We start from the raw sequence: 24,319 nt of genomic DNA on the forward strand, positions 1-24,319 counted from the left end.
CTATGACTAAAGAAGAAATTTTACAAAAAGTAGTTGAACGTATCAAAGACAACGAATACGATCACGAAATAGAAACCTTTTTAAAGCGCAAAGAAGTAAATCCAGACGAGTTTAAATCTATTATTGAAACGGCTCGTGCTCAAGTTCTTGAGGAACGTCTTAAAACTATGCCCAAAAAGAATCTAGCTGTGTTTATAGTGCTTGTGGTTTTGATTATAGCTACCATTTACCTGTTTGCTTTCTACTTACCCAACACCAACGTTTCACAAAACAAAACTTTTCTATCTATTTTAGGAACAGCTGCGTTTTGCTTTGTAAGTTTCTTGGCAATAGCTTATTATGGAACATGGAAGCCAGAGTTTCTAAAAATTAGAGAAAAACCAAGAATTGATTTTACGTTAATGACACTAATGCTAATTCCGGCGGTGATTGTTTATTTTATTTTTTCAGAATGTTTTTCTAATGGTGCCGATAGAATTCTGAAAGCGACTCAAGTTGATGCTGTTGGAACTGTTGTTGATGGTGGCGTGACTGAAGTAAAAAGAGTGCTCCGCTCTGGTGGCGCTTCTTTTGCATCGATAACTGTTGAATTTGAAACTAAAGAAGGAAAAACCGTTAGAGCTACCGAAGATATTTCGAGTTATCGTTTTAAAGATTTCTATTTAGGACAACAACTTAACATCGTTTATTCTAGTGAAGATCCTTCTAATATTGATTTGTTGATTGACGACGAAAGCATTAAAGAGTTGAAAAACACCCAACAAAGAGATTTTACACCCAACGATTTATTGACTTTAATGACTACCAAAAAAGAAAATATTAAAGCTACATTAGAAAACATTTCTTTTGGTTGGGAGCAAAAAAGCGATGCTTGGATGAACGAGAAAAACAATACAGCAGTTATGATTACTGACAATGAAGTGCGATTGATAACCACTTTTGGTAAAGCTCATAGCTATCCTGAAACTATAGAAAAAATGGGATTCAAGAAAATTGAAACTTCTAAAGAAAAGAAAGTTGATAAAATGGAGATCCTTTTTGGCGACAAATTGTATGAAAACGATAAATACTATTTTCAAATTAAAACACTTATTTCTGGTGGACAACAAATGAGTGTAGTTTTGGTGAATAAGAAGTAATGGTTTTATAAAAACAGGTATTTCTACGTAGTTTTTATTTTTAGAAATTGGTTATATTTGGGAATCATTATCAGACTAATCATGAATTTAAAGGTGTATTGAGATGATAGTGTCAGACTTATATATAAGTTGGCGGTTATATTATCAGAACTACAAAACATAAGACATGAAAAAAATACTTGTAATTATAGTTTTCATTTTAGGAACGGAGTTTTCATTTGCTGACTGTGCTTCGAGCGGATTTCAATTTTTTCCTGAGAAAAGAAGTATAAGCTTAAATTCAATGTTCATCATTCAAGGATATTTGGGCAGTCAAAAAACCATTCAAAGATTTAAAAATAGAGAAGTATACTTGGAAAGTGAAAATGGTGAGCTAATTTTACTAAAATTACATGAACTCTTAAAAGGTCAAATGAACTTGACTCAAGCAATTTTTAAACCAGTCAGCGAGTTAAAACCAAATACAAAATATTTTCTAAAATACTCTAATGAAACTGAAGGTGAAATTTTAGCAAGGAGACAATGGAATTCAGAAACTAAGCAAATGGAAAAAGTCTATTGGCAAACGTCTGAGATAAAATCAACGAATTTGATAAACCAAAATTTAAAAATAGATTATCAAAAAACTGATGTAATTCATTATGGTTGTGGTCCATCTTCAAATGCAATTTTCAATGTGACAAACAGAAACAACCTTGAAATATGGTACAAAACAGAAGTAACAGAAATCTCAACAAATACAACAACAATATTTTACATTACTGACTTTGAAAAAAAGCTTGAAGTTGGTCATGATATGTGTTCTGGTGCATTCAGATATAAAAACAGCGGAAAATATAAAGTTAGATTCACGCCAATGAATATCGATGGAGAAGCGTTAAAAGCAACTGAATGGAAAGTGTTTGATAGTCCTTTTGCTAACGATAAAACATTTACTAAATAATACAACCGCTAACAGCAGTTTCTCGCAATTGCGAATTTTATGGTAAGTTCACGTTCACGTTTCGCAAGAATTTTTATCTTTAACAGAAAATAATTCGTTCCGAACTTCGCAACAGACCGATAGCCGCGAAACGTTACAGCACATTTATGAAAAAACTGCTAATTATAATATCCGTCTTTTTTATTCCTAAATTAATTTTTAGCCAAAAAGTCATTTATGAAACCGTTAACGAAAAAGTAAAATTCAAATATGAATATTGGTTTAGGTTTGAGAAAAAAAATGATTCTATAAAAAAAGGCGGAATTATTACTCCAACATTTTCAGATGAAATTTATCAGATTAATTCAATTGAAAAGCTAACAAAAGAGGAATTAGATTTAATAATGGATTGTGTCAAAAAAACAGAAGATAAAAATGGTTTTTTGCAACCTCACAAATGCACTTTGAGAAAAAAATATTATCTGAGTATACAAATTTAAAACGTGCTATAACCCAAGTTTTGCGCTATTGATTGGCTTACGCTTGCTATTTTGTTCTTCGTAAAAATAATCTGGTGGCTACAATTCAATCTTTCTAAGAAAAGTTGTAGTTTTGTTTTGGTTCGTGCTTGCAGCAGCAACTGGTGCAAGCTGTATACGTTATAGCCAATCTTAAAAAATTTCTAAACGATGAAAATATTCTATATTTTATTGGTTTTTGTTACTCTAACTTCTTGTTCTACAGTCAAATTTAAAGAAATTGAAATGGACGTAATTCAAGAATTAAAAGGAAATATAAAAGAAATTAGATGGAAAACACTTTATTTCAATACGAAATTCAAAGATTCGGTTAGGAGACAAGAGGATATTCTTGTTGTTTACGATAAAAAATATAATACTTTAAAACAAATTGTATTTCATCCTAAAGGAAATATTGAAGAAATTTATAATTATAATTCAAGAGGACTTTTAGAAAATATAATTGCAAAATACACAAAATCAATAAGTAAAGCGGAATATAAGTATGATAAAAAAAATAATATCGTACAATATAATCATTATGAAAATGATACCTTAATATCATCAAAACTTACAAAATACGATAATAAAAATAATCCTATAGAACGAAAATTAATTAACTTTAAATCCCCGAAAAATAATTGGTCAGAAAAAATTCTTAATGACTATAAAAGTAGAACATCAATATCTCAAGGCTTTGACGAAAAAAACATAGAAAGTAATTCATTTATTAAAACTACTTACGATAAAAAAGGTTTTATTATACAATCGGAATCATTAAATAAAAATAATAAAAGTAAATCTAAATCTATAAGTGAATATGATTCCTACGGTAATCTTACCATTTTTAAATCCTATAATGAAAATGGTGAAGTGAAATCAATTAGGACAGCAAAAAATCTTTATGATAAAAAAGGAAATATAATTCTTAGAGAAACATTTATTGATAATAAATTATTTAGAAGAACGACTCTTGAAATTGTTTATTATTAAAAACTGGCTATAACAAAAGTTTCAACAAATTGCCTGGCAAGTGATTTATCAGAAATAGAAAAGGTCTTTAATATAAAGTTTTAGTTATATTTGTAAAGGCTTGTGATAAATCATCGCCACTGAAGTAAGCCGCGAAACGTTAGCATCCATATTATAAAAATATTTCTAGAATGAAACCAAGTAGTAAAAAGTTAATAATATTTGGAGTAATCATCATAAATTTACTTGGAGCTTGGTCATTTTATTATATGTTTTATGGAAAAAGAAATTCCTTTGACCTTGACAAAAAAGTCAGTATTAATTCTTCAAAGATTACCAAAATAGAAACTGACTTAGGAACTTGGAAATGGCATGATACAGTATTTGATTTTTATCATGATTATAAAGTCATCTTAAAAGATAGAGATGGTATTAAAGCTTTTTGTGAAATTTTAAAGTCATCCAAACCTAAATATATTGATACTAGAGCTGTAGAATGGATTGATATTTATCTTGATAAAGTTGATTTGAATCCTGAAATCAAATTGCAACAGACTAACTCAAATGAAATATTCTTTGAATTTGACAATCATACATATGAAGGAAAAGAGTTGTCGGAGTTTATAAAAAAGAACAAAATAAAGGTGAAATAAATACGTATGCTAACCCCAGTTTCTAGCAATTGCTTGGCTTGAGCTTGCTATTTAGTCTTCGTGGAAAATAATCTGGTGACTACAATTCTATCTTTCTCAGAAATTTTGTAAATTTGTTTTGGTCAGTGTTTGCAGCAGCAATTGGTGCAAGCTATATAAGTTTTGTGTGATTATAAAACTGCTCATGAGGAAAATCTATTTTATTCTACTTCTTTTCGCTAGTAAATTTGCTTTTAGTCAATCAACTAATCAAATTATAAACATTCCTGATTCTTTGACTAATCAGAAAGAAATCAGAATATATAAGTTTGTTTCAATTACTAATTACTCTGAACTTTTTAGAATTTATCAGACAACAGACAAAAATTGGAATATTGAATTTTTTAAATGTTACAGAGCAGTAAATGAAAAAGAAAAAAGTCGCTTTGAAAAAATTCAAGTTACGGTAAAAACTGACTTTAACTTGTTATGGCTAAAAATATTAAATACTGAAATTGAAAACTTGGCTGATTGGGATAAAATAAAATATAAACTCAAAAAGAAAGGTGAAATAACAATTGAAAGTGGAGAATACGGATTGACTTGGGAGAAAATTAGTGTTATTGATGGTAAATATTATGATGTAATAATTCGTAACGGAAATAAATCAAATACAGTTTCTTATTCAAATCCTGAAACTTATTTTGAACATTATCCAGAAGTAGACGAGTTGAATTCATTTATTGAATTATTAAATCTTTTAAAAGGAGAATTTGACGAATTGAAAAAATAACCACGCATAATAGCCTTTTTAAGAAACTAAGATTTCAAGTCTCCTACTGCAACCCATCAATTCCCAAAAGCAATAATTGTGCTGTAGCTTCATTGGTTGCTAAAGGCACATTGTGAACATCACAAACACGAATCAACATATTGATATCCACTTCATGAGGATGATTCGACATTGGATCTTTGAAGAATAACACCATTTTTGTTTTTCCTTCGGCTACTCTTGCAGCAATTTGAGCATCTCCACCCAATGGTCCAGAAAGCATTTTCTTTACTTTAAATCCAGCTGCTTCTGCCTTTCCTCCTGTGGTTCCGGTGGCAATTAGTTTGATGTTTTCTTTTATAAGAATTTCTTTGTTCTTGTTTAAAAACTGAACTAAATCGGCTTTCTTTCCGTCGTGCGCTATTATTGCAATTTCCATATATACTGAATTTATTTCAGTATCTCTCGTACTGAATTATTATTGATGTAAAAATAAAAAAACCTGACGTGATTGTCAGGTTTTTCTAATTATTTATTTAAAATATGATAAGCAATCAATCCGTCAATTGGTCTTCTAAGAACATTACCTATTTTTATGTCATAGTGCTCTAAAACTTCTTCCAATTCATCTTTTAGGTAGAATGCTATTGAACCTACAAAGTGAACTAATACATCATGACAGTTATCGAATTGCATGATATAATTTTCAACAAAGTCTTTCATTTCTGCTTTGATAATTTCTTTGCAGAAAGCATCATCTTTATGTTTGATTAAGAACTTGGCAAACGTCGCTAAATAGGCGTTTGGGTTGGGCTCTTTATATAAATTATTTTTAATGTAATCAGCATCAAGGTTGTATTCTTCTTCAAATTCTTTGGCTAATTCCTTAGGCATTTTATTAAAAAAATACCCACGCAATAAATGACGTCCGAAGCGATTTCCTGAGCAATCGTCCATAGCTATATAGCCAAGCGATTGTACTTTTTGATGCAACACTTTTCCGTCAAAAAAACTGCAATTAGAACCAGTTCCTAAGATGCAAACAATGGCTTTTTCGTCTTTTGGAGTCGTTGCATAAACGGCAGCATAAGTATCTTCATGCACAGAAATAGCAGCATTTGAAAAATATTCTTTAAATACAATAGTAAGAAAGTCTTTCATTCTATCAGTTCCGCATCCGGCACCGTAAAAGAATAAATGCGTTGCTTTTTCTTTATTGTGAGAAATATCAAATTTATCATCAAGACGATTGATAATTTCTTCTTTGTCTAAAACTTCAGGATTTAATCCTAAGGTTTGTGTTGTGAACAATACTTTTCCGTTTTCGTCTATTGCTATCCAATCGGCTTTAGTAGATCCACTGTCAACTAATAATTTCATATTTTAAAAGTATAGAAAAGAAAATAAAAAAGAAAACAAAAATATCGAAAAATCTATTCTCTATATTTCTATTCTCTTTTTCCTTTTTATTATAAACCAGCTACGTGAACTGACAAATCGATTAATTTACTTGAATAACCATATTCGTTATCGTACCAAGAAACTAATTTGAAGAACGTTGAATTTAAACCAATTCCGGCTTTAGCATCTACGATAGAAGTTCTTGAGTCTCCAACAAAATCTTGAGAAACTACATCATCTTCAGTAAATCCTAAAATACCTTTCAATTCGTTTTCAGACGCTTTTTTCAAAACTGCCATAATTTCATCGTAAGAAGTTTCTTTAGCAACTTTAACGGTTAAATCAACTACAGAAACGTCAACTGTAGGAACACGGAATGACATACCTGTTAATTTACCATTCAACGCTGGAATTACTTTTCCAACCGCTTTAGCAGCACCAGTTGAAGATGGAATGATGTTTACACTTGCAGCACGACCACCTCTCCAATCTTTTCTTGAAGGACCATCTGCAGTTAATTGAGTAGCTGTTGTAGCATGAACTGTAGTCATTAATCCTTCAACAATTCCGAAATTATCATTAATAACTTTTGCTAATGGAGCTAAACAGTTTGTAGTACAAGAAGCGTTAGAAACGATTGTATCGGTAGCTTTTGCCTCATTATGATTTACACCCATAACAAACATTGGAGCGTCTGCCGATGGAGCCGAAATAACTACTTTTTTAGCACCACCATCAATGTGATATTGAGCAGTTTCTAATGTTGTGAAAATTCCAGTACATTCTGCAACTACATCAACATCAACGTCTTTATCATCCCATTTGATTAGTTTTGGATCTTTTTCTGCAGTTACTCTGATAAATTTATTGTTTACATAAAGTTGTCCGTCTTTAACTTCAACTGTTCCATTAAAACGACCATGTACTGAATCATATTTTAATAAGTAAGCCAAATGATCTACATCTAATAAATCGTTGATAGCTACTACTTCTACATTATCTCTGTTAAATGTTTCTCTGAAAACGATTCTTCCAATTCTTCCGAATCCGTTAATTCCTAATTTTACTTTAGACATTTTATTTTAATTTTATATTTTATTATTAATTATTGAAATTGACTTTTGTAGTTGACTTTTGAAATTGTATTAAGTAGTCATGATATCAGAAACTCTCAATAGTTCTCTATCAATTTCTGAATGACCTTTTATAGCTTGTTCTAATGGTGTTAAAGCAACTTTATCGTTTAGCATTCCCACCATATAATTGGATTTTCCTTCAAGGATAGATTCAACTGCTTTCACTCCTAGTCTACTTGCAAGAACTCTGTCAAAACAAGAAGGTGAGCCACCACGTTGCATGTGACCAAGAACAGAAACACGAATATCATATTCTGGGAAATTTTCTTCGATATAATCTTTTAATTCGAATACGTTTTTACCAATTTTATCGCCTTCTGCAATCACCACAATACTTGATGATTTACCTGAAGCTTTACTTTTACGAAGAGAATCTAAAAGACGTTCTAATCCTAAATCTTCTTCTGGGATAAGAATTTCTTCTGCTCCTGCTCCAATTCCGGCATTAAGAGCGATATGTCCAGCGTCACGTCCCATAACTTCAACTAGAAACAGACGATTGTGTGAACTGGCAGTATCACGAATTTTATCTATACAATCAACAACGGTGTTTAATGCTGTGTCAAATCCTAAAGTATGACTAGTTCCAAAAATATCATTGTCAATCGTACCAGGAATTCCCATTACTGGATAGCCAAATTCGTTATTGAAAATTTCGGCACCAGTAAAAGAACCATCACCGCCAATAACTACTAAAGCATCAATACCAGCAGCAACAAGGTTTTGGTGAGCTTTTTTACGACCTTCAACTGTCATAAACTCTTTAGAACGAGCTGATTTCAAAATTGTTCCACCTTTATTTACAATATTGTTTACAGAACGTGGTCCCATTTCTTTAAAATCTCCTTCTATCATTCCTTGGTAACCTCTATAAATTCCAGCACATTCAATGTTATGGTAAGCACAAGTTCTAACAACAGATCGAATAGCTGCGTTCATTCCTGGAGAGTCTCCTCCTGAAGTAAGTACACCTATTTTTTTTATCGTTTTTGACATATTTTTATGTTTTAAAATGTAAATTTAGCAAAGAATATGCATATAAGTGATGAGATTTTTACTGATTTGATAAAACCAGCGAAATTCAATCGTTTTCGTTGATAAGTTTTAAGTTATTAAGAAACTAATTTGAGAAATGCATAAAAAAAACCTGAATTATTCATCTTCAGGTTTTCCTTCATTATTAGGTTTGTTTTCAGGTTCAGATTTTTTCTTATCTTCCTTTTTTTCTTTTTCCATATCAATATAATTAGGAAGAAAATCTGAATCATCAGGAGTCTCAACAAGATTCTTTTTCTCTCTATCTATTTTAGATTTGAAAATTTTATTGATCAATTCTTTGAAAGTATCAAAGTCAACTTCATAGGAAATTCCGGCACCTTGTGTATATCCAATACCTTGTCCGATATAATTGATATCGTTTTCACGATTAAATATTCTTAAGTTCAAAGTACCATCTTCGTTAACGCGGTATTGCGCTTCAAAATTTCCAACAATGGCTGTTTCAGAAACACCTCCAGTTGGTACACCAACTCTTCCGTTAATGGTGATTCGTTCATTAATTTGTGTAGTAACAGAGGCAACTACTCTACCATCAGTAGGATTTAAAGCTGTTCTATCACCACCTGTATAGGAAACATCAACAATCATTTTGCCATCTTTGTCATTAAATAAATCTCCAAATAAGGCTCCAGCTTTTTCATAAAAACTATTAGTTATTTGCGATTGACTTATTCCTTCTGGACTCAAAAATCCACCTGTTGAAAGTAAATACAAAGCTTGTTTTTGACGATTATCTTTATCACTTAACTTAGTCTCGATTTCAGATCTTAAAACAGAACTTACATTTGGAAAATTAATATTAAAATCGGGTTCTGGTTTAGTAATTGTTCCTTTTAAATCTATAATAACTTCAACTGGAATTTTTCTATTGAAAGAAGCATTATCAATCAATACTGCTGGATTTGCAGTAATATTTCTTGAAACGGCTTCAAGATTTAAAGTGGCATTAAACGGATTTCCTGTCCAAACAATAGAACCAAATTTTTTGACATCAAATTTCTTATCAATTAAACCTCCATATTTAAAATTATAGGAACCTTCCCAAACTTGAAAGTCACCATACATTTCAAATTTTCCAAGTGTATTAATTCTCATTGACAAACCTCCTTTGCCTCGACCTTTCATACCATGACCAGAATCTCTATCAAGAATAACTTCAATATTTGCATCAGTTGTAATGTCAAACTCAAAATTCATTTGAAGTCCATTGTAGTTTCTGATAAATTCAGCTTGTTTTGTATTAAGACCTAATTTCTCGTTTCTGGACAAGAATTGTATATAGTTGTTTTCACTAACAGCATCGGCATCATTAATAGGAATCTTAATATCGGTTCCTTTGTTAGACTTAGCATTGACATTAATTTCTAACCCATCTGTAGGACCTTTGATCGTTGCATAGCCATCTATAAATGCTCTACCAAAATAGGCAACATCTTCTTTATCTTGAGTGTCTACAGCAAGAATATTATTGGAATCAATTGTTAAATCTAATTCCCAATCGCCAAATTGTTTGTGTTTTATAAATCCTTGCAAATCACCTTCAGTATTGAATTTAGTATCATTTACTTTAGTTTTTTGGATGATAAATTTATTTTGAGTTACATCAATAATTGAATTATCCTTAAGAGCATAATCAACATTCAAATATGGAATAGTTACTCCAGCATCATTAACAAATAATCTACCATTATAATCAATATTATTAACATCACCACTCAAGCTAGCTTTACCTGAAACAAAGCCTCTAATATTTGATAGTACTTCGCCACCAAGATTACTTAATACACCTAAATTGAATTTTTGGAAATTTAAATCCAAGTCAATAAGTGTTGATTGGTCAACTATTTGTAAATTACCATCAGCTTCAAAAGACTTAAAGTTTTCGTTTTCTATTTTAGATTCAATATCAAATCTGGTGAAATCGTTATTTCCTGCAATATCTAAGTTTAAGTTACCTAACTCGTTGTCGTTTATCAAAAGATTACTTATCTCAACAGAGGCAGTTGGTTGATAAATAGCATTTTTTTGTTTTAGAAATACCTCGCCGTTTAGATTTCCATCAAACTTAAATTGTTTTACATCTGGTGTAACCTTGTTTAGGTTTACATCATGAAATGTTAGTTGAATGTCTTTCTCTGTTTTTCCGCTCAATAATCCCTTTAATGCTATGGATTGATTTTCGTGAGAAACTACAATATCATCAAAAGTGAAACTACTCAACTTTTTATCAAATACTATTTTGTTTTTATCGTTTTCCTCTTCATTTATATACCACAGATAGTCCTTAAACATCATTTCAGATTTGTTAAAACCGACAATGTTTTGGTTGTTTTTATCAATAGTGTGATATAAATTCAAATTATAAAAGTCATTCCCTTTTTCGCCTCCTTTAAATTCTGTTCTAAACGATAAAGTATCTTTGGAAGTAGCATTGATCAATGAAAAATCTCTTATTTTATAGTTTTTAACCTTGATACTATCCATTTGAACATAAGTATTGTACAATGGATTTTTATTATCTACTTCAAGTAACACTTTATCTAAATGTGTTCCAAAAGCATCAATAGTATTGGAGGTAAAATTCAATTTAAAATCATTATCATCCGACTTAATAATTCCGTTAATAACGGCGTCATCACTGAACGATATATCAGGATTTATAATTTCTATAATTTTATTAAACTCTGTAAATTCAAATTTTAAAAACTGACCTTTTTTTAGATTATTTGGTTTATAATTGGTGTATAAACTTCCTAACGAATTTTCAATCATACCTGGTATTTGATTGATATCAAATTTACCTTCTACTTTTCCATTAACTTCATTTGGTGAATACAATGAAATTGTTCTAATATTTTCAGCATCAAAACTTGAATTAACGGTTAAATTATCAAAGAAATAAATGTCTTTAGGATTTTGATAGGATGCATTTGTAATGACAACATCACCTCTCATATTATTGAGATTACTTCCAGTAACTTTCATGACAACATCACCTTTAAAAACGGATACTGCATCATTCATGAAGTTTAAATTTTTAAGATTTGCATAATCTACTTTAGCATGAAAATCATATATATTTTCTTTTTTACTTAAGTCAACTATTCCATTGAAATCAAAAAACAAATTAGGATCATTAACATTAATGTTTCCTTTAAAAATTGGTTTTTTAAAACTTCCATCTGCCAAAATGTTTTTATAGGTATAGCCATTATATCTAACGCTTTTTACTTCACCTGAAAACTTTGTATCTAGATATTTTTCAACAAATCCTTTTCCATCTACATCAACATCCATTGAAACTTTTCCAACATCTTTTCTGTTTAAAAAACTACCTACATCAAAGTTATCTAAAACTATATTGCCAGAATAAGAGGCATTGTCAATGTTATCAATATCAGTCATTAAAAGTTTTGAAGAAACATTACCTAATCTTGTTTGTAAATCAAAATCGGCATCGATACTTTTGGTAGTAATCTCGGCATCTCCATTCAAATTAAATTGGCCTAACTTTTTCAAAGAAGAAGGTAATTTTTTTCCTAAAACATTAGGTAGAATTGATACTAGATTTTCATAACTAGAAGTTACTTTGTCGAATGAACCATTCATGTAAAATTCTCCTTGTCCTTTTTTAGCAAAAAGATTTTTAAAGTTTACATCTCCAACAATCTCTGAATTTCTTGTATCCTTTAATTTTAAGTTTTTAATTGTGAAATCATTTAAAGTACCATCGACTTTACCTCTAAAATCGAAGAGTTGATTTTTACCCAATTCATCATAAAAATAACGAATATCATTAGAAGCGATGGTTGCTTTTTTAGAATTAACATCAAAAATTACTTTGTTATTAAAATCTGCAAAATCTTTTCTATCATATTTTAATATAACGTCTCCTTCAAAATCAGATTGAGCGGTTTTAATACTAGTTTCTTCTAATCTAATGTTCTTTTTTGTATAAGTAAATTTCGATTTTAAATTCTCCACAAACAATCCACGATGGTCTTTGAAAGACATTTCTTTTATATTGGTAGTTACGTCTGGTCCTTGAATTTTAAAATCTGTAGCTGATACATTAAGCTGAGTAAAATCAACATCTTTTGGATTTTCTCTGTTGTAATCATGCAGAATAAAACGGCTATTTACTAAGGTAATTTTATCAGAAGTCATTAAAAACTTACCAGAGGAAGGTTTACCATCATCAAATGCAGCAACAAATTTATCAAGATTGGTATCTTTATCACCTTTGTATGTTTTTACATTTAAAGTTAGTTCATCTGCTTTAATGTCTCCAAAAAGCAAATCACCATCTAACAATCTTTTAGAGTCTAAAATGTTTGTAATTATTCTTTTTGCAAAAATCAAGGTGTCTTTTTTCTCGTCTTTAACCATAACACCTTTCATTTGAACACCTCCAAATATGGTAACTTCTACTTGGTCTACATAAATATTAGTTCCGAATTGTTTGTTAAGTTCTTCGGTATAGTAATGGGCAATTTTTGTTTGAACTGACGGCAAAGAAAGAGCAATACCAGTCAATAATAACAGAAATAAAAGCGCAAGAAAAACGCGAAAAACAATTTTCCTGATTTTTTTAAAACGAGTATTTACTTTTTTTTCTTTCAAAATTTAATTTTGGCATTGAATAAGAAACCCCGAAAATAGTTACTTTTGTATTCGTTGTAAAAATAATCGTTTTATAATGGTTATTCAAATATAATTCAAAAATTGTGCCCAATGCTACATAATGATGTTTTTATTCTCGCAATTGAAAGTTCGTGTGATGATACTGCTGCTGCTGTTTTAAGAAATGATAAAGTTTTATCGAATGTTGTTGCTGGTCAAAAAATACATGAAGAATATGGTGGTGTTGTGCCTGAATTGGCTTCAAGAGCTCACCAACAAAACATTGTTCCAGTAGTTGATATGGCTTTAAAAAGAGCTAATGTCAATAAGAATCAACTAAGTGCAATAGCTTTTACTCAAGGTCCAGGTCTTATGGGTTCGCTCTTAGTGGGAACTTCTTTTGCAAAATCGCTTTCGCTTTCGCTTGATATTCCATTGATAGCTGTGAATCATATGCATGCTCATATTTTGGCACATTTTATTGATGAGGAAGGTTTTGACAAACCAGAGTTTCCTTTTTTAGCTTTAACAATTTCTGGAGGACATACCCAAATTGTTAAAGTAAATAGCTTTTTTAATATGGAAATTATCGGCGAAACAACCGATGACGCTGTAGGAGAAGCATTTGATAAGTCTGCAAAAATCATGGGACTTCCCTATCCTGGTGGACCTTTGATTGATAAATTTGCCAAAGAAGGAAATCAGAAAAAATATCAATTTACAAAACCAAAAGTGGATGGATTAAACTTCAGTTTTTCTGGACTCAAAACCCAAATTTTGTATTTTATTCAAAGAAATGTTTTAGAAAATCCAAACTTTATTGAAGAAAATAAAGCAGATATTTGTGCATCTATTCAACACACCATTATTGAAATATTAATGGAAAAATTAAAAATGACTGTTGCAGAGACAGGAATTACACAAATAGCTATTGGTGGCGGTGTTTCTGCAAATTCAGGAATAAGAGAAACTTTGAAAAATGCAGAAGGAAAATATGGCTGGAAAACATTTATACCAAAATTTGAATACACAACAGATAATGCAGCCATGATTGGGATTGTTGGTTATCAAAAATATCTAGAAAACAGGTTTAATGATGCTTCCATTGTTTCTAAAGCAAGAATAGAATTTTAATATGCAATTATTTTATAATCCAACTATTTCAGAAAAAGATACTTCTTTTGTTTTTGACAAAGAAGAAAGCAAACATATAATTAAAGTATTACGTAAGAAAGAGAGTGATATTTTATATGTAACCAATGGATTAGGTTTTATATTTAAAACTGAAATAGCTCTGGCTTCAGATTCAAAATGTACGGTTAAGATACTTTCATTTGAAAAAGAAGAACCTTCTAAAGTACAATTACATTTAGCTGTTGCTCCTACCAAAATGAATGAACGTTATGAATGGTTTTTGGAAAAAGCTACAGAAATTGGCATTCAAGAAATAACACCAATAATCTGTGAACATTCTGAAAGAAAAGTTGTGAAAAATGATAGATTTCAAAAGATTATTGAATCAGCTATGAAGCAATCTTTGCATTATTACATACCAAAATTGAACGAACCAATTACCTATAAAGAGTTTATAAAGAAGGATTTTAAAGGTCAAAAATTCATTGCTCATTGTGAAGAAACAGACAAAAAATCTTTAAAAGACGCTCTAATACTTAATGAAAATATTACTTTATTAATTGGTCCAGAAGGTGATTTTTCGACAAAAGAAATTCAATTAGCTTTGGAAAACAATTACATTCCAGTATCTTTGGGTAAAACAAGATTACGAACAGAAACGGCAGCTGTCGTAGCTTGCCATAGCGTAGCACTATTAAACGAATAAATTCAATGAAGAAAGTTTTTTTAATCTTAGTCTTAATTTCCTCTTTTTCATATTCCCAAGAAATTGCCTTGATGAAATATAATGGAGGTGGCGATTGGTATGCAAACCCAACATCACTTCCAAATTTAATTAAGTTTACCAACCAGAATATTAATACTAAAATCAAAACAAAACCTGCAACTGTTGAGCCAGGAAGTCCAGATTTATTTTCCTATCCGTTTGTTCACATGACAGGTCATGGAAATGTAGTATTTAATGATGCTGAACTATTGAATTTAAGAAACTATATGCTATCTGGAGGATTTCTCCACATTGATGATAATTTTGGAATGGATGAATTTATAAGAAAAGAAATCAAGAAAATCTTTCCCAACAACAACTTAATAGAAATTCCTGCAAATCATGCTATCTTCCAAGGTCCTTTTGTTTTCTCTGGTGGTTTGCCCAAAATACATGAACATGATGGAAAAAGACCACAAGCCTTTGGTATTTTTGAAAACAACAGATTAGTGTTACTTTACACTTTTGAATGTGATTTAGGAGATGGTTGGGAAGATGCCGATGTTCATAACGATCCTAAAGAAGTTAGAGAAAAAGCCTTGAAAATGGGAGCTAATATTCTAAATTACATATTCAGCAATTAATTTGAATGTATTTCATCGATTTTACAAAATAAACCAGTAAAAATATTTTTATATGTTAATTAAATGTTATAAGATTGCATAACTATTAATTAAACCTAAATTTAGTTTTATGAAAAAAATCCTTTTATCAGCATCATTATTAGCGATGCTTTTCTCATGTCAAAGTGAAGATTCAAAAATTGTTGCCGAGAACAATGTCGCAGAAAGACATTGCGCCTCTGATGAAGTATTAAAAAGACAATTGCAAGAAGATCCTGAAATGGCTCTTAGAATGAATAAAATTGAAGAGTTTACTGAAAACTTTAAAACAAATAATCCAAATTACAGATTAGTAAATGGACAAATTCAAATTCCTGTAGTTGTAAATGTTTTATACAGAACTGCTGCTGAAAATATTTCATTAGCTCAAATTCAATCACAAATTGATGTTTTAAACAAAGATTTTAATGCTACTAACACTGATTACAATCAAGTTCCTGCATTGTTCTCTGGTGTAAAAGCTAATGTTGGTATTTCATTTGTCTTAGATCAAGTAATTAGAAAATCAACTAATAAAACATCTTGGGGCACAAGAGATGATATGAAAAAAACTAATCGTGGTGGTTTAGCTCCAACCTCACCTACTACAAAATTAAATCTTTGGGTTTGTACTATTGGTGGTGGAATTCTTGGTTATGCTCAATTTCCAGGAGGTTCTTCAGCAACGGATGGTGTTGTAATAGATTCTAAATATTTAGGAACAACAGGTACTGCAACTGCTCCTTTCAACTTAGGAAGAACTGGTACACATGAAGTTGGTCACTGGATGAATTTACGTCATATTTGGGGTGATGCTACATGTGGAAGCGACTTAGTTGCTGATACACCAACTCACAACGCTGCAAATTATGGAGTTCCAACATATCCTCATTTAAGTACTTGTTCTGGTACTCCAGTAGAAATGACAATGAACTACATGGACTACACAGATGATAGAGGAATGTATATGTTCTCTTTAGGTCAAAAAGCTAGAATGGATGCAATATTCGCTGTTGGTGGTGTAAGAGCTTCTTTCAGAAACTAAAAAATAAAATCAAAATATTCTAAAAACTCGTTTACATTTGTAAACGAGTTTTTTATTTTTACATAAAATCTATTCAAATGATAACATCAAAGAACATAGCAAATGGAATTCTTAGAGCAATTGGTGTTTTAGCGCTAGTTTGCCTGTTACTTTATTTTATATATCAAATTCAAACAGTTATTGTTTATCTAGTTGTAGCAATAATTTTTTCAATGATAGCTAATCCTATTGTTGAATTTTTAAGAAAAAGATTGAAGTTTTCAAATAGCTTGGCTGTTGTAGCTACAATGATATTGTTTTTACTATTAATCACAGGTTTAATCATGCTTTTTGTTCCATTGATAACATCACAAAGTACTAACCTTTCTCTTTTAGATACAAAATCAATTGAAAATAGATCGATTGAACTTTATAATCAATTGAGTATTTATTTAAGTGATCATAACATCGAAATCAATAAAATATTCAAAGAAACTGACATTACATCTAGATTAAATTTCAATTTTTTGACAGACTTTTTCAATTCAATAATTGGAACCATAAGTAGTTTTGGAATTGGTTTAGTTTCTGTATTTTTTATTAGTTTCTTTTTCTTAAAAGACAAAGTGCAATTTATTGTTGGAATGAAAAAACTTCTTCCAGATGACCATGAAGAACAAATTTTAAATTCTATTGAAAAAACAAGACTTTTACTTACACGATATTTTCTAGGATTGTTATTGCAGCTTACAATAATTTTTATTTTGTATCTAATTGTATTATTGATTTTTGGTGTAGAAAATGCTATTGTCATTGCCTTCTTATGTGGACTTTTAAATGTAATTCCATATGTTGGTCCTTTTATTGCATCAATCTTAGCTGGAATTTTAACGATGTTAAGTAATATTGGAAATGATTTTCAAGATGTCATTCTACCAACAACAATTTATGTTTCTATAGGGTTTTTTATAGTACAATTGATTGACAATAATATTTCGTCTCCAATTATTTTTTCAAAAAGTGTAAATTCACATCCTTTAGAAATATTTTTAGTAATTCTTGTTATTGGAATACTTTTTGGAATCACAGGAATGATAATAGCTATTCCTCTTTACACAACTTTAAAAGTAATAGGCAAAGAGTTTTTCCCAGAAAATAAAGTAATTAAAATTCTAACTAAAAATTTATAATATTTAGATTTTAAAGATGAAATTTAATGAAATTTTAAATCCGGAAATTCAGAAGTTTATAATTGAAAACACTGGATTGGACACCTCAAAATTAGCTCTTAAAAAAAATCCGTTTTCTCAAATTGAGTTTAAAATTTTATTAAATCAAATTGAATCTCGAACCAAATCTAAAGATAAACTTCCAACTTGGTTTAATAGCGAATTCATTATTTATCCAAGTAAGATTTCTGTAGAACAAACATCGTCAGAAGCTACTGCAAAATATAAATCTGAAATAGTTTCTGGTGAAAGTTTAATTGACTTAACCGGTGGCTTTGGAATTGATGATTATTATTTTTCAAAAAAAATTGACACTATCGTTCATTGTGAAATTAATTCTGAATTATCTGAAATAGTTTCTCATAACTTCAAACAATTAAACGCGTTAAATATCAATTGTATTGAAGGTGATAGCCTTAAAACTTTAGAACAATTAAATCAAAAGTTTAGTTGGATATACATTGACCCATCAAGAAGAAATGATGCAAAAGGAAAAGTCTTCATGTTGAAGGATTGCCTACCAAATGTTCCAGCTTTGCAGGATACTTATTTTGAGTATTCCAATAATATTTTGATTAAAACTGCTCCAATACTTGATATTTCAGCAGGATTGAAAGAACTAAAGAATGTAAAACAAATACATATTGTAGCTCTAGATAATGAAGTTAAAGAACTACTATGGATTATTGAAAAAGGTTATAATGGTGAAATATCGATTAAAACAGTAAACTTTACTAAGCAAAATAAAGAAGTTTTTGATTTCAATATGAATTCTGAGAGCGAAGTAAACTATGGTTTTCCCAAAAAATATCTTTATGAACCCAATAGTGCAGTTATGAAATCTGGCGGATTCAATCAAATTGCAAGTTTTATTTCTGTAGATAAATTGCATAAAAACTCCCATTTATATACTTCAGATGAATTAATTGATTTTCCGGGAAGGGCTTTTCAAATTGAAAAAATAGTTAACTGTTCTAAAAAAGATATGATTGAAAACTTTAACAATCAAAAAATGAATGTTACTGTTAGAAATTTTCCTGAAACTGTTGAAAATATTAGAAAGAAATGGAAAATAAAAGATGGTGGAAATCAGTATTGTTTTTTCACAACCGATAAAAATGAAAATAAAATAGCTTTAATTTGCAACAAAATAAAATTTTAAATGAAAAAGATAATTTTAACAGCATTCTTTCTAACACTTTCTTTGAATTCATTTGCTCAAACTGATTGTGATTATAGTTCAAATGTTACTGATAGCATTGGTACCTATAAGTCAACTAAAGGATATTTAATGCATGAAAGAGTTTTTGGAAACAGTCAAACATCTATTTACTTTTCATTAATTAATGCTGATGGGCTTTTGTCATTAAACATTCAAATGATAAGTAAAAGTTCGGAGTTTATTGCTGCAAAATGTTTTGATGAAAATTCTAAAATTTACATCCAACTTACAAATGGTAAAATTGTTACTTTAATTTCTCCAGAAATAGAAACATGTGGTAATTCAGTTATGAATGAAAAAGAAAATGTCCGAATTCTAAATGGTTATTTTTTATTCATAAAAGATAATTTTGAAGACTTAAAAGCTTCTCCAATTTCATTTATAAGAATTAAATATACAGGAGATGCAATTGATTATGTTTGTAAAAGCGAATTGGTTTCAGAAGTAGATAAAAAGACTTACGATCCTGACAATTATTTTATGAATTATTTAAAATGTGTTCAATAATTTTAGTTACAATTCCACTTAAAATTGGCTAAATTATCTTTACTACTATCTATTAAATTGTAATGCCACCATTCAGAATCAAACGATTTAAAATTGTGTTTTAGCATTACAGATTTAAGCAAAGCTCTATTCTTTCTTATTTTTCTAGAAATATCTTGATAATTATGACTTGCTTCAGGGCCGAAAAAGTCAAATGAGGTTCCCATATCAAGTTCAATTCCATTTTCATCTATCAAAGTAATATCAACCGCTCCTCCTCTATTGTGAATAGAACCTTTGGCTGGATTTGCAACATAATCGGCATTGGGCATAATAACCCACATTTTCTTTTGGACATCTAAAGGTCTGTAACAATCGTAAAGCTTTATTCTATAGCCTAAAGATTTGAATTCTTCGTTAGCTTCTACAAGACTTTTTATGGTCTTCAATCTTAAATAACATTCACCGCAATCATAAACTTTACTTTTGAGAAAATTATCATCTGTTGCATATTTCATATCAAAAACAAAATCGGAACTGAAGTCTTTTAAATTTACAAATGTAGTATCATTTATTCCTTCATAAATTGCAATTGAATTTCCAGTTAAATAGTTATTAGATAACGTTTTTCTACTTTTTACAAAAGAGGATTCCGTCGATTTACAACTAATAAGAATCAGTAAAGTGAGGATTGATAAAAAATAGCTCTTGAAGTTCATCGAAAAATATTTATTTCGAAATTTACGAAATATAATAAAAACAAAAAAACCTTCTTATAAAAGAAGGTTTAGATTGTGATCCCAGAAGGATTCGAACCTTCGACCTACGCATTAGAAGTGCGTTGCTCTATCCAGCTGAGCTATGGAACCATTTTTAATATAAAATATTAAAAGTCGGGGTGGCAGGATTCGAACCTGCGGCCTCCTGCTCCCAAAGCAGGCGCGATAACCGGGCTACGCTACACCCCGAGAACATAAAAAGCGGAGAGTAAGGGATTCGAACCCTTGGTACAGTTTCCCGTACGCTTGTTTAGCAAACAAGTCCTTTCGGCCACTCAGGCAACTCTCCAAAATTCAATATATAATATAAGAACTTTTCTCTTTAAGCGGTTGCAAATGTAAGCTTTCATTATAATATTTACAACAATTTAAACTCTTTTTTTTGATATAATTCTCACATTTTGATGAAATACTTAAAAATCAAATAAATAGAAATTAATATTTTATTAATATTGAATTAATAAACGAATATCTTTCAATGTAAAATGAATTTTCCCTAAAAAATAGTAAATTTGCATTACAAACTAACAAACTAATCCCAACTTTGGGGAAATAATAAATATTATGAATAAAAAAATTGTAATTGTTTCTGCAGTAAGAACTCCTATTGGAAGTTTTATGGGTTCATTATCAACTGTACCTGCACCTCATTTGGGTGCTGCTGCTATCAAAGGAGCTTTAAATAAAATCAATCTTGACCCAAACTTGGTTGACGAAGTTTTTATGGGTAATGTAGTACAAGCTGGTGTTGGTCAAGCTCCAGCAAGACAAGCAGCAATTTATGCTGGGTTGTCTAATGAAGTTGCTTGTACAACTGTTAACAAAGTTTGTGCTTCTGGAATGAAATCAATTATGTTTGGAGCACAAGCTATTATGGCTGGTGATGCAGAAATTGTTGTTGCAGGTGGAATGGAAAACATGAGTATGATTCCACATTATGTTCACATGAGAAATGGTGTGAAATTTGGGCCAACTTCTATGCAAGACGGCATGCAAAAAGACGGACTTGTTGATGCATACGATAATAACGCTATGGGTGTTGCAGCTGATTTATGTGCTTCAGAATATAAAATTACTCGTGAAGAGCAAGATGCGTTTGCAATTCAATCTTATGAGCGTTCAGCAAAAGCATGGGATGCAGGAAAATTTGATTCAGAAATTGTTCCTGTTGCAGTTCCGCAAAGAAAAGGAGATCCTATAATGGTTACGAAAGACGAAGAATATACTAATGTAAGATTAGATAAAATCCCTACATTAAATGCTGTTTTTACTAAAGAAGGTACTGTAACTGCTGCAAATGCTTCAACGATAAACGATGGCGCAGCTGCAGTTGTATTGATGAGTGAAGAAAAAGCAATAGCAATGGGATTAAAACCATTAGCTTACATAAAATCATACGCAGATGCAGCTCAAGAGCCAAAATGGTTTACTACTGCTCCTGCAAAAGCATTACCAAAAGCGTTAACAAAAGCTGGCTTATCAATTTCAGATGTTGATTTTTTTGAATTCAACGAAGCTTTTTCTGTAGTTGGCTTGGCAAATGCAAAAATATTAGGTTTACCAAATGACAAAGTTAATGTTAATGGAGGTGCTGTTTCATTAGGTCATCCTCTAGGTTGCTCTGGTGCAAGAATAGTAGTCACACTAATAAATGTTTTACATCAAAACAATGCAAAAATTGGAGCTGCAGCAATCTGTAATGGTGGTGGTGGTGCTTCTGCTATTGTAATAGAAAAAGCATAATTAAGAATTATAAACCTAACAAAATTGGATGTTTGCCATTTGTAATTTATCAACAATTCCTTTACGAATAGAACCAAGCGACAGAAGTGAAATTGTCTCTCAAATACTTTTTGGAGAACATTTTGAAATTCTTGAACACAATAAACAATGGTCTAAAGTAAAATTACATTTTGATGATTATGAAGGATGGATTGACAGTAAACAATATCAGATAATTTCGAAAGAAAATTATGAAATGCTTTGCAAAGAGGCTATTATTTTGAATTCTGATTTGGTTGAATATATTTCAACAAAAAACAATGTTTTAATTCCTGTTACACTTGGTGCTTCGTTATCCTTTTTAAATCATAGCGATATAAATACAGAAAACTATGAGTTTGAAGGGCTAAAAGTAAGCGGAATAAAGTCTAAAGCAAGTTTGATAAACACAGCTTATATGTACTTGAATGCACCTTATCTTTGGGGTGGAAAGACTCCGTTTGGTATTGATTGCTCGGGTTTTACACAAATGGTTTACAAGTTGAATGGTTACAAATTACTTCGTGATGCATCGCAACAAGCCAGTCAAGGTGAAGTATTGAGTTTTATTGAAGAAAGTGAACCTGGAGACTTAGCGTTTTTTGACAACGAAGAAGGCAAAATTATTCACGTTGGCATTATGTTGGAAGATAACTACATAATTCATGCAAGTGGCAAGGTACGAATTGACCGATTAGATCATTTAGGAATTTATAATGCTGAACTCAACAGACATACTCATAGATTAAGAGTTATTAAGAAAATCATATAAATAAAAAAAGCGTTCAAAATTTGAACGCTTTTTTTTAGTTTAAAAACAATACTAATTCATTGCTTTTACTTTATCATTTAATTCTAGAAAACTATAAACTGACTTTAAATTGCTTTTAACAGTTTCATTAGTTGGGTCTAGCTCGTATGCTTTCTCTAAAAATGGCATAGCTTTGTTAAATATTTTTTTACGCTCAACTTTTAAAACATCATATTGTTTTTGGTCTTTCTCACTCATCCCTAAATTATTCATATCCTTAACAATTCTAGCGTCTGGTTTTAAAATGATATCAGATAGATTAAGATAAGCATCAGTATATTTTGGGTCAATTTCTATAACTCTTTTATAATATTTTTCAGCATCTTCCAATTGATTTGCGTTACCACTTGTTACTCCAAGATTAAATAATAAAATTTTATCGTTAGGGCTTTTTGACAAAGCTTCGTTTATTAATCTTTTATAATTTTCTGTGTCATTCATTTTTAAATAAATGTCGGCTTCATGAGTAATTAGATTTACATCGTCTGGGTTTTCTTTTCTGGCATCTGAAAGAGCAACTTTAGCTTCATCTTTTCTACCTAATTCAATTAAAATTAGCGCAATATTTTTAACAATTTCTGCTTTTTTTGAAGGCTCTTTTTCCTCTCTTGGAAGGATGTGAGTTCCTAATTTTACAAGATTATCTCTATCTACTTTTTTTGAAAAGTTTTCTTCTACACCTGATACTTTATTTTTAGCTAAATATAAAGTCTTTTCACCTGAATAATTTATTGCTTTCAATTCTTTATAATATTTCAAAGCACTTTCATAATCCAAACCATTAACAGCATAATTAGCAGATAAATATAAATTATCTGGTTCTTTTTTATCTAACTGATATATTGCATATAAAACTTCAGATGTTTCTTTATATTTTTTTTGATTTCCTAATGCAATTGCATAATTCAACATCTCAGGTTTGAATGATGAAATTGTTTCAATAATATCATCAGTGTAAATTTTCTTTCCTGTTTTTTTCTCGTAATCTAAAGTTGCATTTAAACCTGTTGATAATTCTGAAATTGATTTAACATTAACAAATTTCATCATTTGAGCTGGAGTTGCAGTTGGACCAAGAGAAGTAATTTCCATAATTGGAAGCATACATTTGTAAAAATTTGAATAAACTTTGTCGTTTTCTTCAGTTGCAAGTGCTTCTAATTTAGCGATATTAGACTTGTATTCAACAATATCCGAGGCACTTGGAATGTCTTTAGCATATATTTTTTTTAACGCTTTCAATTCATCTTTTTGGGAGAAAGAAGCAACAGAAACTAATAATGTACTAGCTATTATTATTTGTTTAATTTTCATAATGGTATTATTTAATT

General features: G+C 30.2%; 22 protein-coding genes and 3 tRNA genes. 15 read left to right on the forward strand and 10 right to left on the reverse strand.

The window, feature by feature from the left end; genetic code table 11:
* Positions 1-2: 2 nt before the first annotated feature.
* From ABD766_RS09325 to ABD766_RS09350, 6 genes are all read left to right on the forward strand, one after another.
* Positions 3-1,139 (forward strand): DUF3592 domain-containing protein, encoded by a 1,137-nt coding sequence (locus tag ABD766_RS09325; protein WP_344816421.1) that lies wholly within the window; start codon positions 3-5, stop codon positions 1,137-1,139.
* A 166-nt stretch (positions 1,140-1,305) separates the two neighbouring features.
* A complete protein-coding gene (locus tag ABD766_RS09330) occupies positions 1,306-2,082 on the forward strand; it encodes a hypothetical protein (RefSeq protein WP_344816422.1) in 777 nt (258 codons plus the stop codon).
* 146 nt (positions 2,083-2,228) lie between these two features.
* Positions 2,229-2,561 (forward strand): hypothetical protein, encoded by a 333-nt coding sequence (locus tag ABD766_RS09335; RefSeq protein WP_344816423.1) that lies wholly within the window; start codon positions 2,229-2,231, stop codon positions 2,559-2,561.
* A 189-nt stretch (positions 2,562-2,750) separates the two neighbouring features.
* Positions 2,751-3,572 carry a hypothetical protein gene (locus ABD766_RS09340; RefSeq protein WP_344816424.1) on the forward strand — a complete coding sequence of 274 codons (822 nt, stop codon included), beginning with the start codon at positions 2,751-2,753 and terminating at the stop codon, positions 3,570-3,572.
* A gap of 170 nt (positions 3,573-3,742) precedes the next feature.
* Positions 3,743-4,204, forward strand: a complete 462-nt coding sequence (locus tag ABD766_RS09345; RefSeq protein WP_344816425.1) for a hypothetical protein — start codon at positions 3,743-3,745, stop codon at positions 4,202-4,204.
* A gap of 184 nt (positions 4,205-4,388) precedes the next feature.
* A complete protein-coding gene (locus ABD766_RS09350) occupies positions 4,389-4,976 on the forward strand; it encodes a hypothetical protein (protein WP_344816427.1) in 588 nt (195 codons plus the stop codon).
* 43 nt (positions 4,977-5,019) lie between these two features.
* On the opposite strand, the gene ABD766_RS09355 is transcribed toward ABD766_RS09350, so the two are convergent.
* The 5 genes from ABD766_RS09355 to ABD766_RS09375 all read right to left on the reverse strand — a co-directional run bounded on the left by ABD766_RS09355 (position 5,020) and on the right by ABD766_RS09375 (position 13,174).
* A complete protein-coding gene (locus ABD766_RS09355) occupies positions 5,020-5,394 on the reverse strand; it encodes a methylglyoxal synthase (protein WP_344816428.1) in 375 nt (124 codons plus the stop codon).
* Positions 5,395-5,483: 89 nt separating this feature from the next.
* Positions 5,484-6,335, reverse strand: coding sequence for a BadF/BadG/BcrA/BcrD ATPase family protein (locus tag ABD766_RS09360; RefSeq protein WP_344816429.1), 852 nt, complete (start codon positions 6,333-6,335; stop codon positions 5,484-5,486).
* Positions 6,336-6,424: 89 nt separating this feature from the next.
* Entirely contained in the window at positions 6,425-7,432 is a 1,008-nt protein-coding gene (gap, locus tag ABD766_RS09365) for a type I glyceraldehyde-3-phosphate dehydrogenase (protein ID WP_344816430.1), read from the reverse strand.
* A gap of 69 nt (positions 7,433-7,501) precedes the next feature.
* Positions 7,502-8,488 (reverse strand): 6-phosphofructokinase, encoded by a 987-nt coding sequence (pfkA, locus tag ABD766_RS09370; RefSeq protein ID WP_298304038.1) that lies wholly within the window; start codon positions 8,486-8,488, stop codon positions 7,502-7,504.
* A gap of 156 nt (positions 8,489-8,644) precedes the next feature.
* Positions 8,645-13,174, reverse strand: a complete 4,530-nt coding sequence (locus ABD766_RS09375; RefSeq protein ID WP_344816431.1) for a translocation/assembly module TamB domain-containing protein — start codon at positions 13,172-13,174, stop codon at positions 8,645-8,647.
* 111 nt (positions 13,175-13,285) lie between these two features.
* Here ABD766_RS09375 and tsaD point away from each other — a divergent pair, with 111 nt between their 5' ends.
* The 7 genes from tsaD to ABD766_RS09410 all read left to right on the forward strand — a co-directional run bounded on the left by tsaD (position 13,286) and on the right by ABD766_RS09410 (position 19,658).
* Positions 13,286-14,308 (forward strand): tRNA (adenosine(37)-N6)-threonylcarbamoyltransferase complex transferase subunit TsaD, encoded by a 1,023-nt coding sequence (gene tsaD / locus ABD766_RS09380; protein WP_344816432.1) that lies wholly within the window; start codon positions 13,286-13,288, stop codon positions 14,306-14,308.
* A gap of 1 nt (position 14,309) precedes the next feature.
* Entirely contained in the window at positions 14,310-15,014 is a 705-nt protein-coding gene (locus tag ABD766_RS09385) for a 16S rRNA (uracil(1498)-N(3))-methyltransferase (protein WP_344816433.1), read from the forward strand.
* Between the two features lie 5 nt (positions 15,015-15,019).
* Positions 15,020-15,658, forward strand: a complete 639-nt coding sequence (locus tag ABD766_RS09390) for a DUF4159 domain-containing protein (RefSeq protein WP_344816434.1) — start codon at positions 15,020-15,022, stop codon at positions 15,656-15,658.
* A 109-nt stretch (positions 15,659-15,767) separates the two neighbouring features.
* Complete coding sequence (locus ABD766_RS09395) at positions 15,768-16,721, forward strand: zinc metalloprotease (protein ID WP_344816435.1); 954 nt, start codon at positions 15,768-15,770, stop codon at positions 16,719-16,721.
* Positions 16,722-16,798: 77 nt separating this feature from the next.
* The gene (locus ABD766_RS09400; RefSeq protein ID WP_344816436.1) at positions 16,799-17,890 is read left to right on the forward strand and encodes an AI-2E family transporter; all 1,092 of its coding nucleotides are present in this window, start codon (positions 16,799-16,801) and stop codon (positions 17,888-17,890) included.
* A 16-nt stretch (positions 17,891-17,906) separates the two neighbouring features.
* Positions 17,907-19,091 carry a class I SAM-dependent methyltransferase gene (locus ABD766_RS09405; protein ID WP_344816437.1) on the forward strand — a complete coding sequence of 395 codons (1,185 nt, stop codon included), beginning with the start codon at positions 17,907-17,909 and terminating at the stop codon, positions 19,089-19,091.
* Positions 19,092-19,658: a hypothetical protein gene (locus tag ABD766_RS09410; RefSeq protein ID WP_344816438.1), complete on the forward strand. Its 567-nt coding sequence runs from the start codon at positions 19,092-19,094 to the stop codon at positions 19,656-19,658.
* 2 nt (positions 19,659-19,660) lie between these two features.
* On the opposite strand, the gene ABD766_RS09415 is transcribed toward ABD766_RS09410, so the two are convergent.
* From ABD766_RS09415 to ABD766_RS09430, 4 genes are all read right to left on the reverse strand, one after another.
* Positions 19,661-20,356 carry a M15 family metallopeptidase gene (locus ABD766_RS09415; protein WP_344816439.1) on the reverse strand — a complete coding sequence of 232 codons (696 nt, stop codon included), beginning with the start codon at positions 20,354-20,356 and terminating at the stop codon, positions 19,661-19,663.
* 76 nt (positions 20,357-20,432) lie between these two features.
* Positions 20,433-20,506 (reverse strand) — tRNA-Arg (locus tag ABD766_RS09420).
* A 24-nt stretch (positions 20,507-20,530) separates the two neighbouring features.
* A tRNA-Pro gene (locus tag ABD766_RS09425) sits at positions 20,531-20,605 on the reverse strand.
* A gap of 13 nt (positions 20,606-20,618) precedes the next feature.
* Positions 20,619-20,705: transfer RNA gene (locus ABD766_RS09430), tRNA-Ser, on the reverse strand.
* Between the two features lie 275 nt (positions 20,706-20,980).
* Here ABD766_RS09430 and ABD766_RS09435 point away from each other — a divergent pair.
* Together ABD766_RS09435 and ABD766_RS09440 are read left to right on the forward strand one after the other, a co-directional pair.
* Positions 20,981-22,159, forward strand: coding sequence for an acetyl-CoA C-acyltransferase (locus ABD766_RS09435; protein ID WP_344816440.1), 1,179 nt, complete (start codon positions 20,981-20,983; stop codon positions 22,157-22,159).
* A 28-nt stretch (positions 22,160-22,187) separates the two neighbouring features.
* Positions 22,188-22,949: a C40 family peptidase gene (locus tag ABD766_RS09440; protein ID WP_344816441.1), complete on the forward strand. Its 762-nt coding sequence runs from the start codon at positions 22,188-22,190 to the stop codon at positions 22,947-22,949.
* A gap of 51 nt (positions 22,950-23,000) precedes the next feature.
* Here the strand turns inward: ABD766_RS09440 and ABD766_RS09445 are convergent, their stop codons facing one another.
* Positions 23,001-24,302, reverse strand: a complete 1,302-nt coding sequence (locus ABD766_RS09445) for a tetratricopeptide repeat protein (RefSeq protein ID WP_344816442.1) — start codon at positions 24,300-24,302, stop codon at positions 23,001-23,003.
* Between the last annotated feature and the right edge of the window lie 17 nt (positions 24,303-24,319).

Origin of the sequence: Flavobacterium cheonanense, assembly GCF_039539185.1 — a bacterium.
In the GTDB taxonomy this organism is placed as follows: domain Bacteria; phylum Bacteroidota; class Bacteroidia; order Flavobacteriales; family Flavobacteriaceae; genus Flavobacterium; species Flavobacterium cheonanense.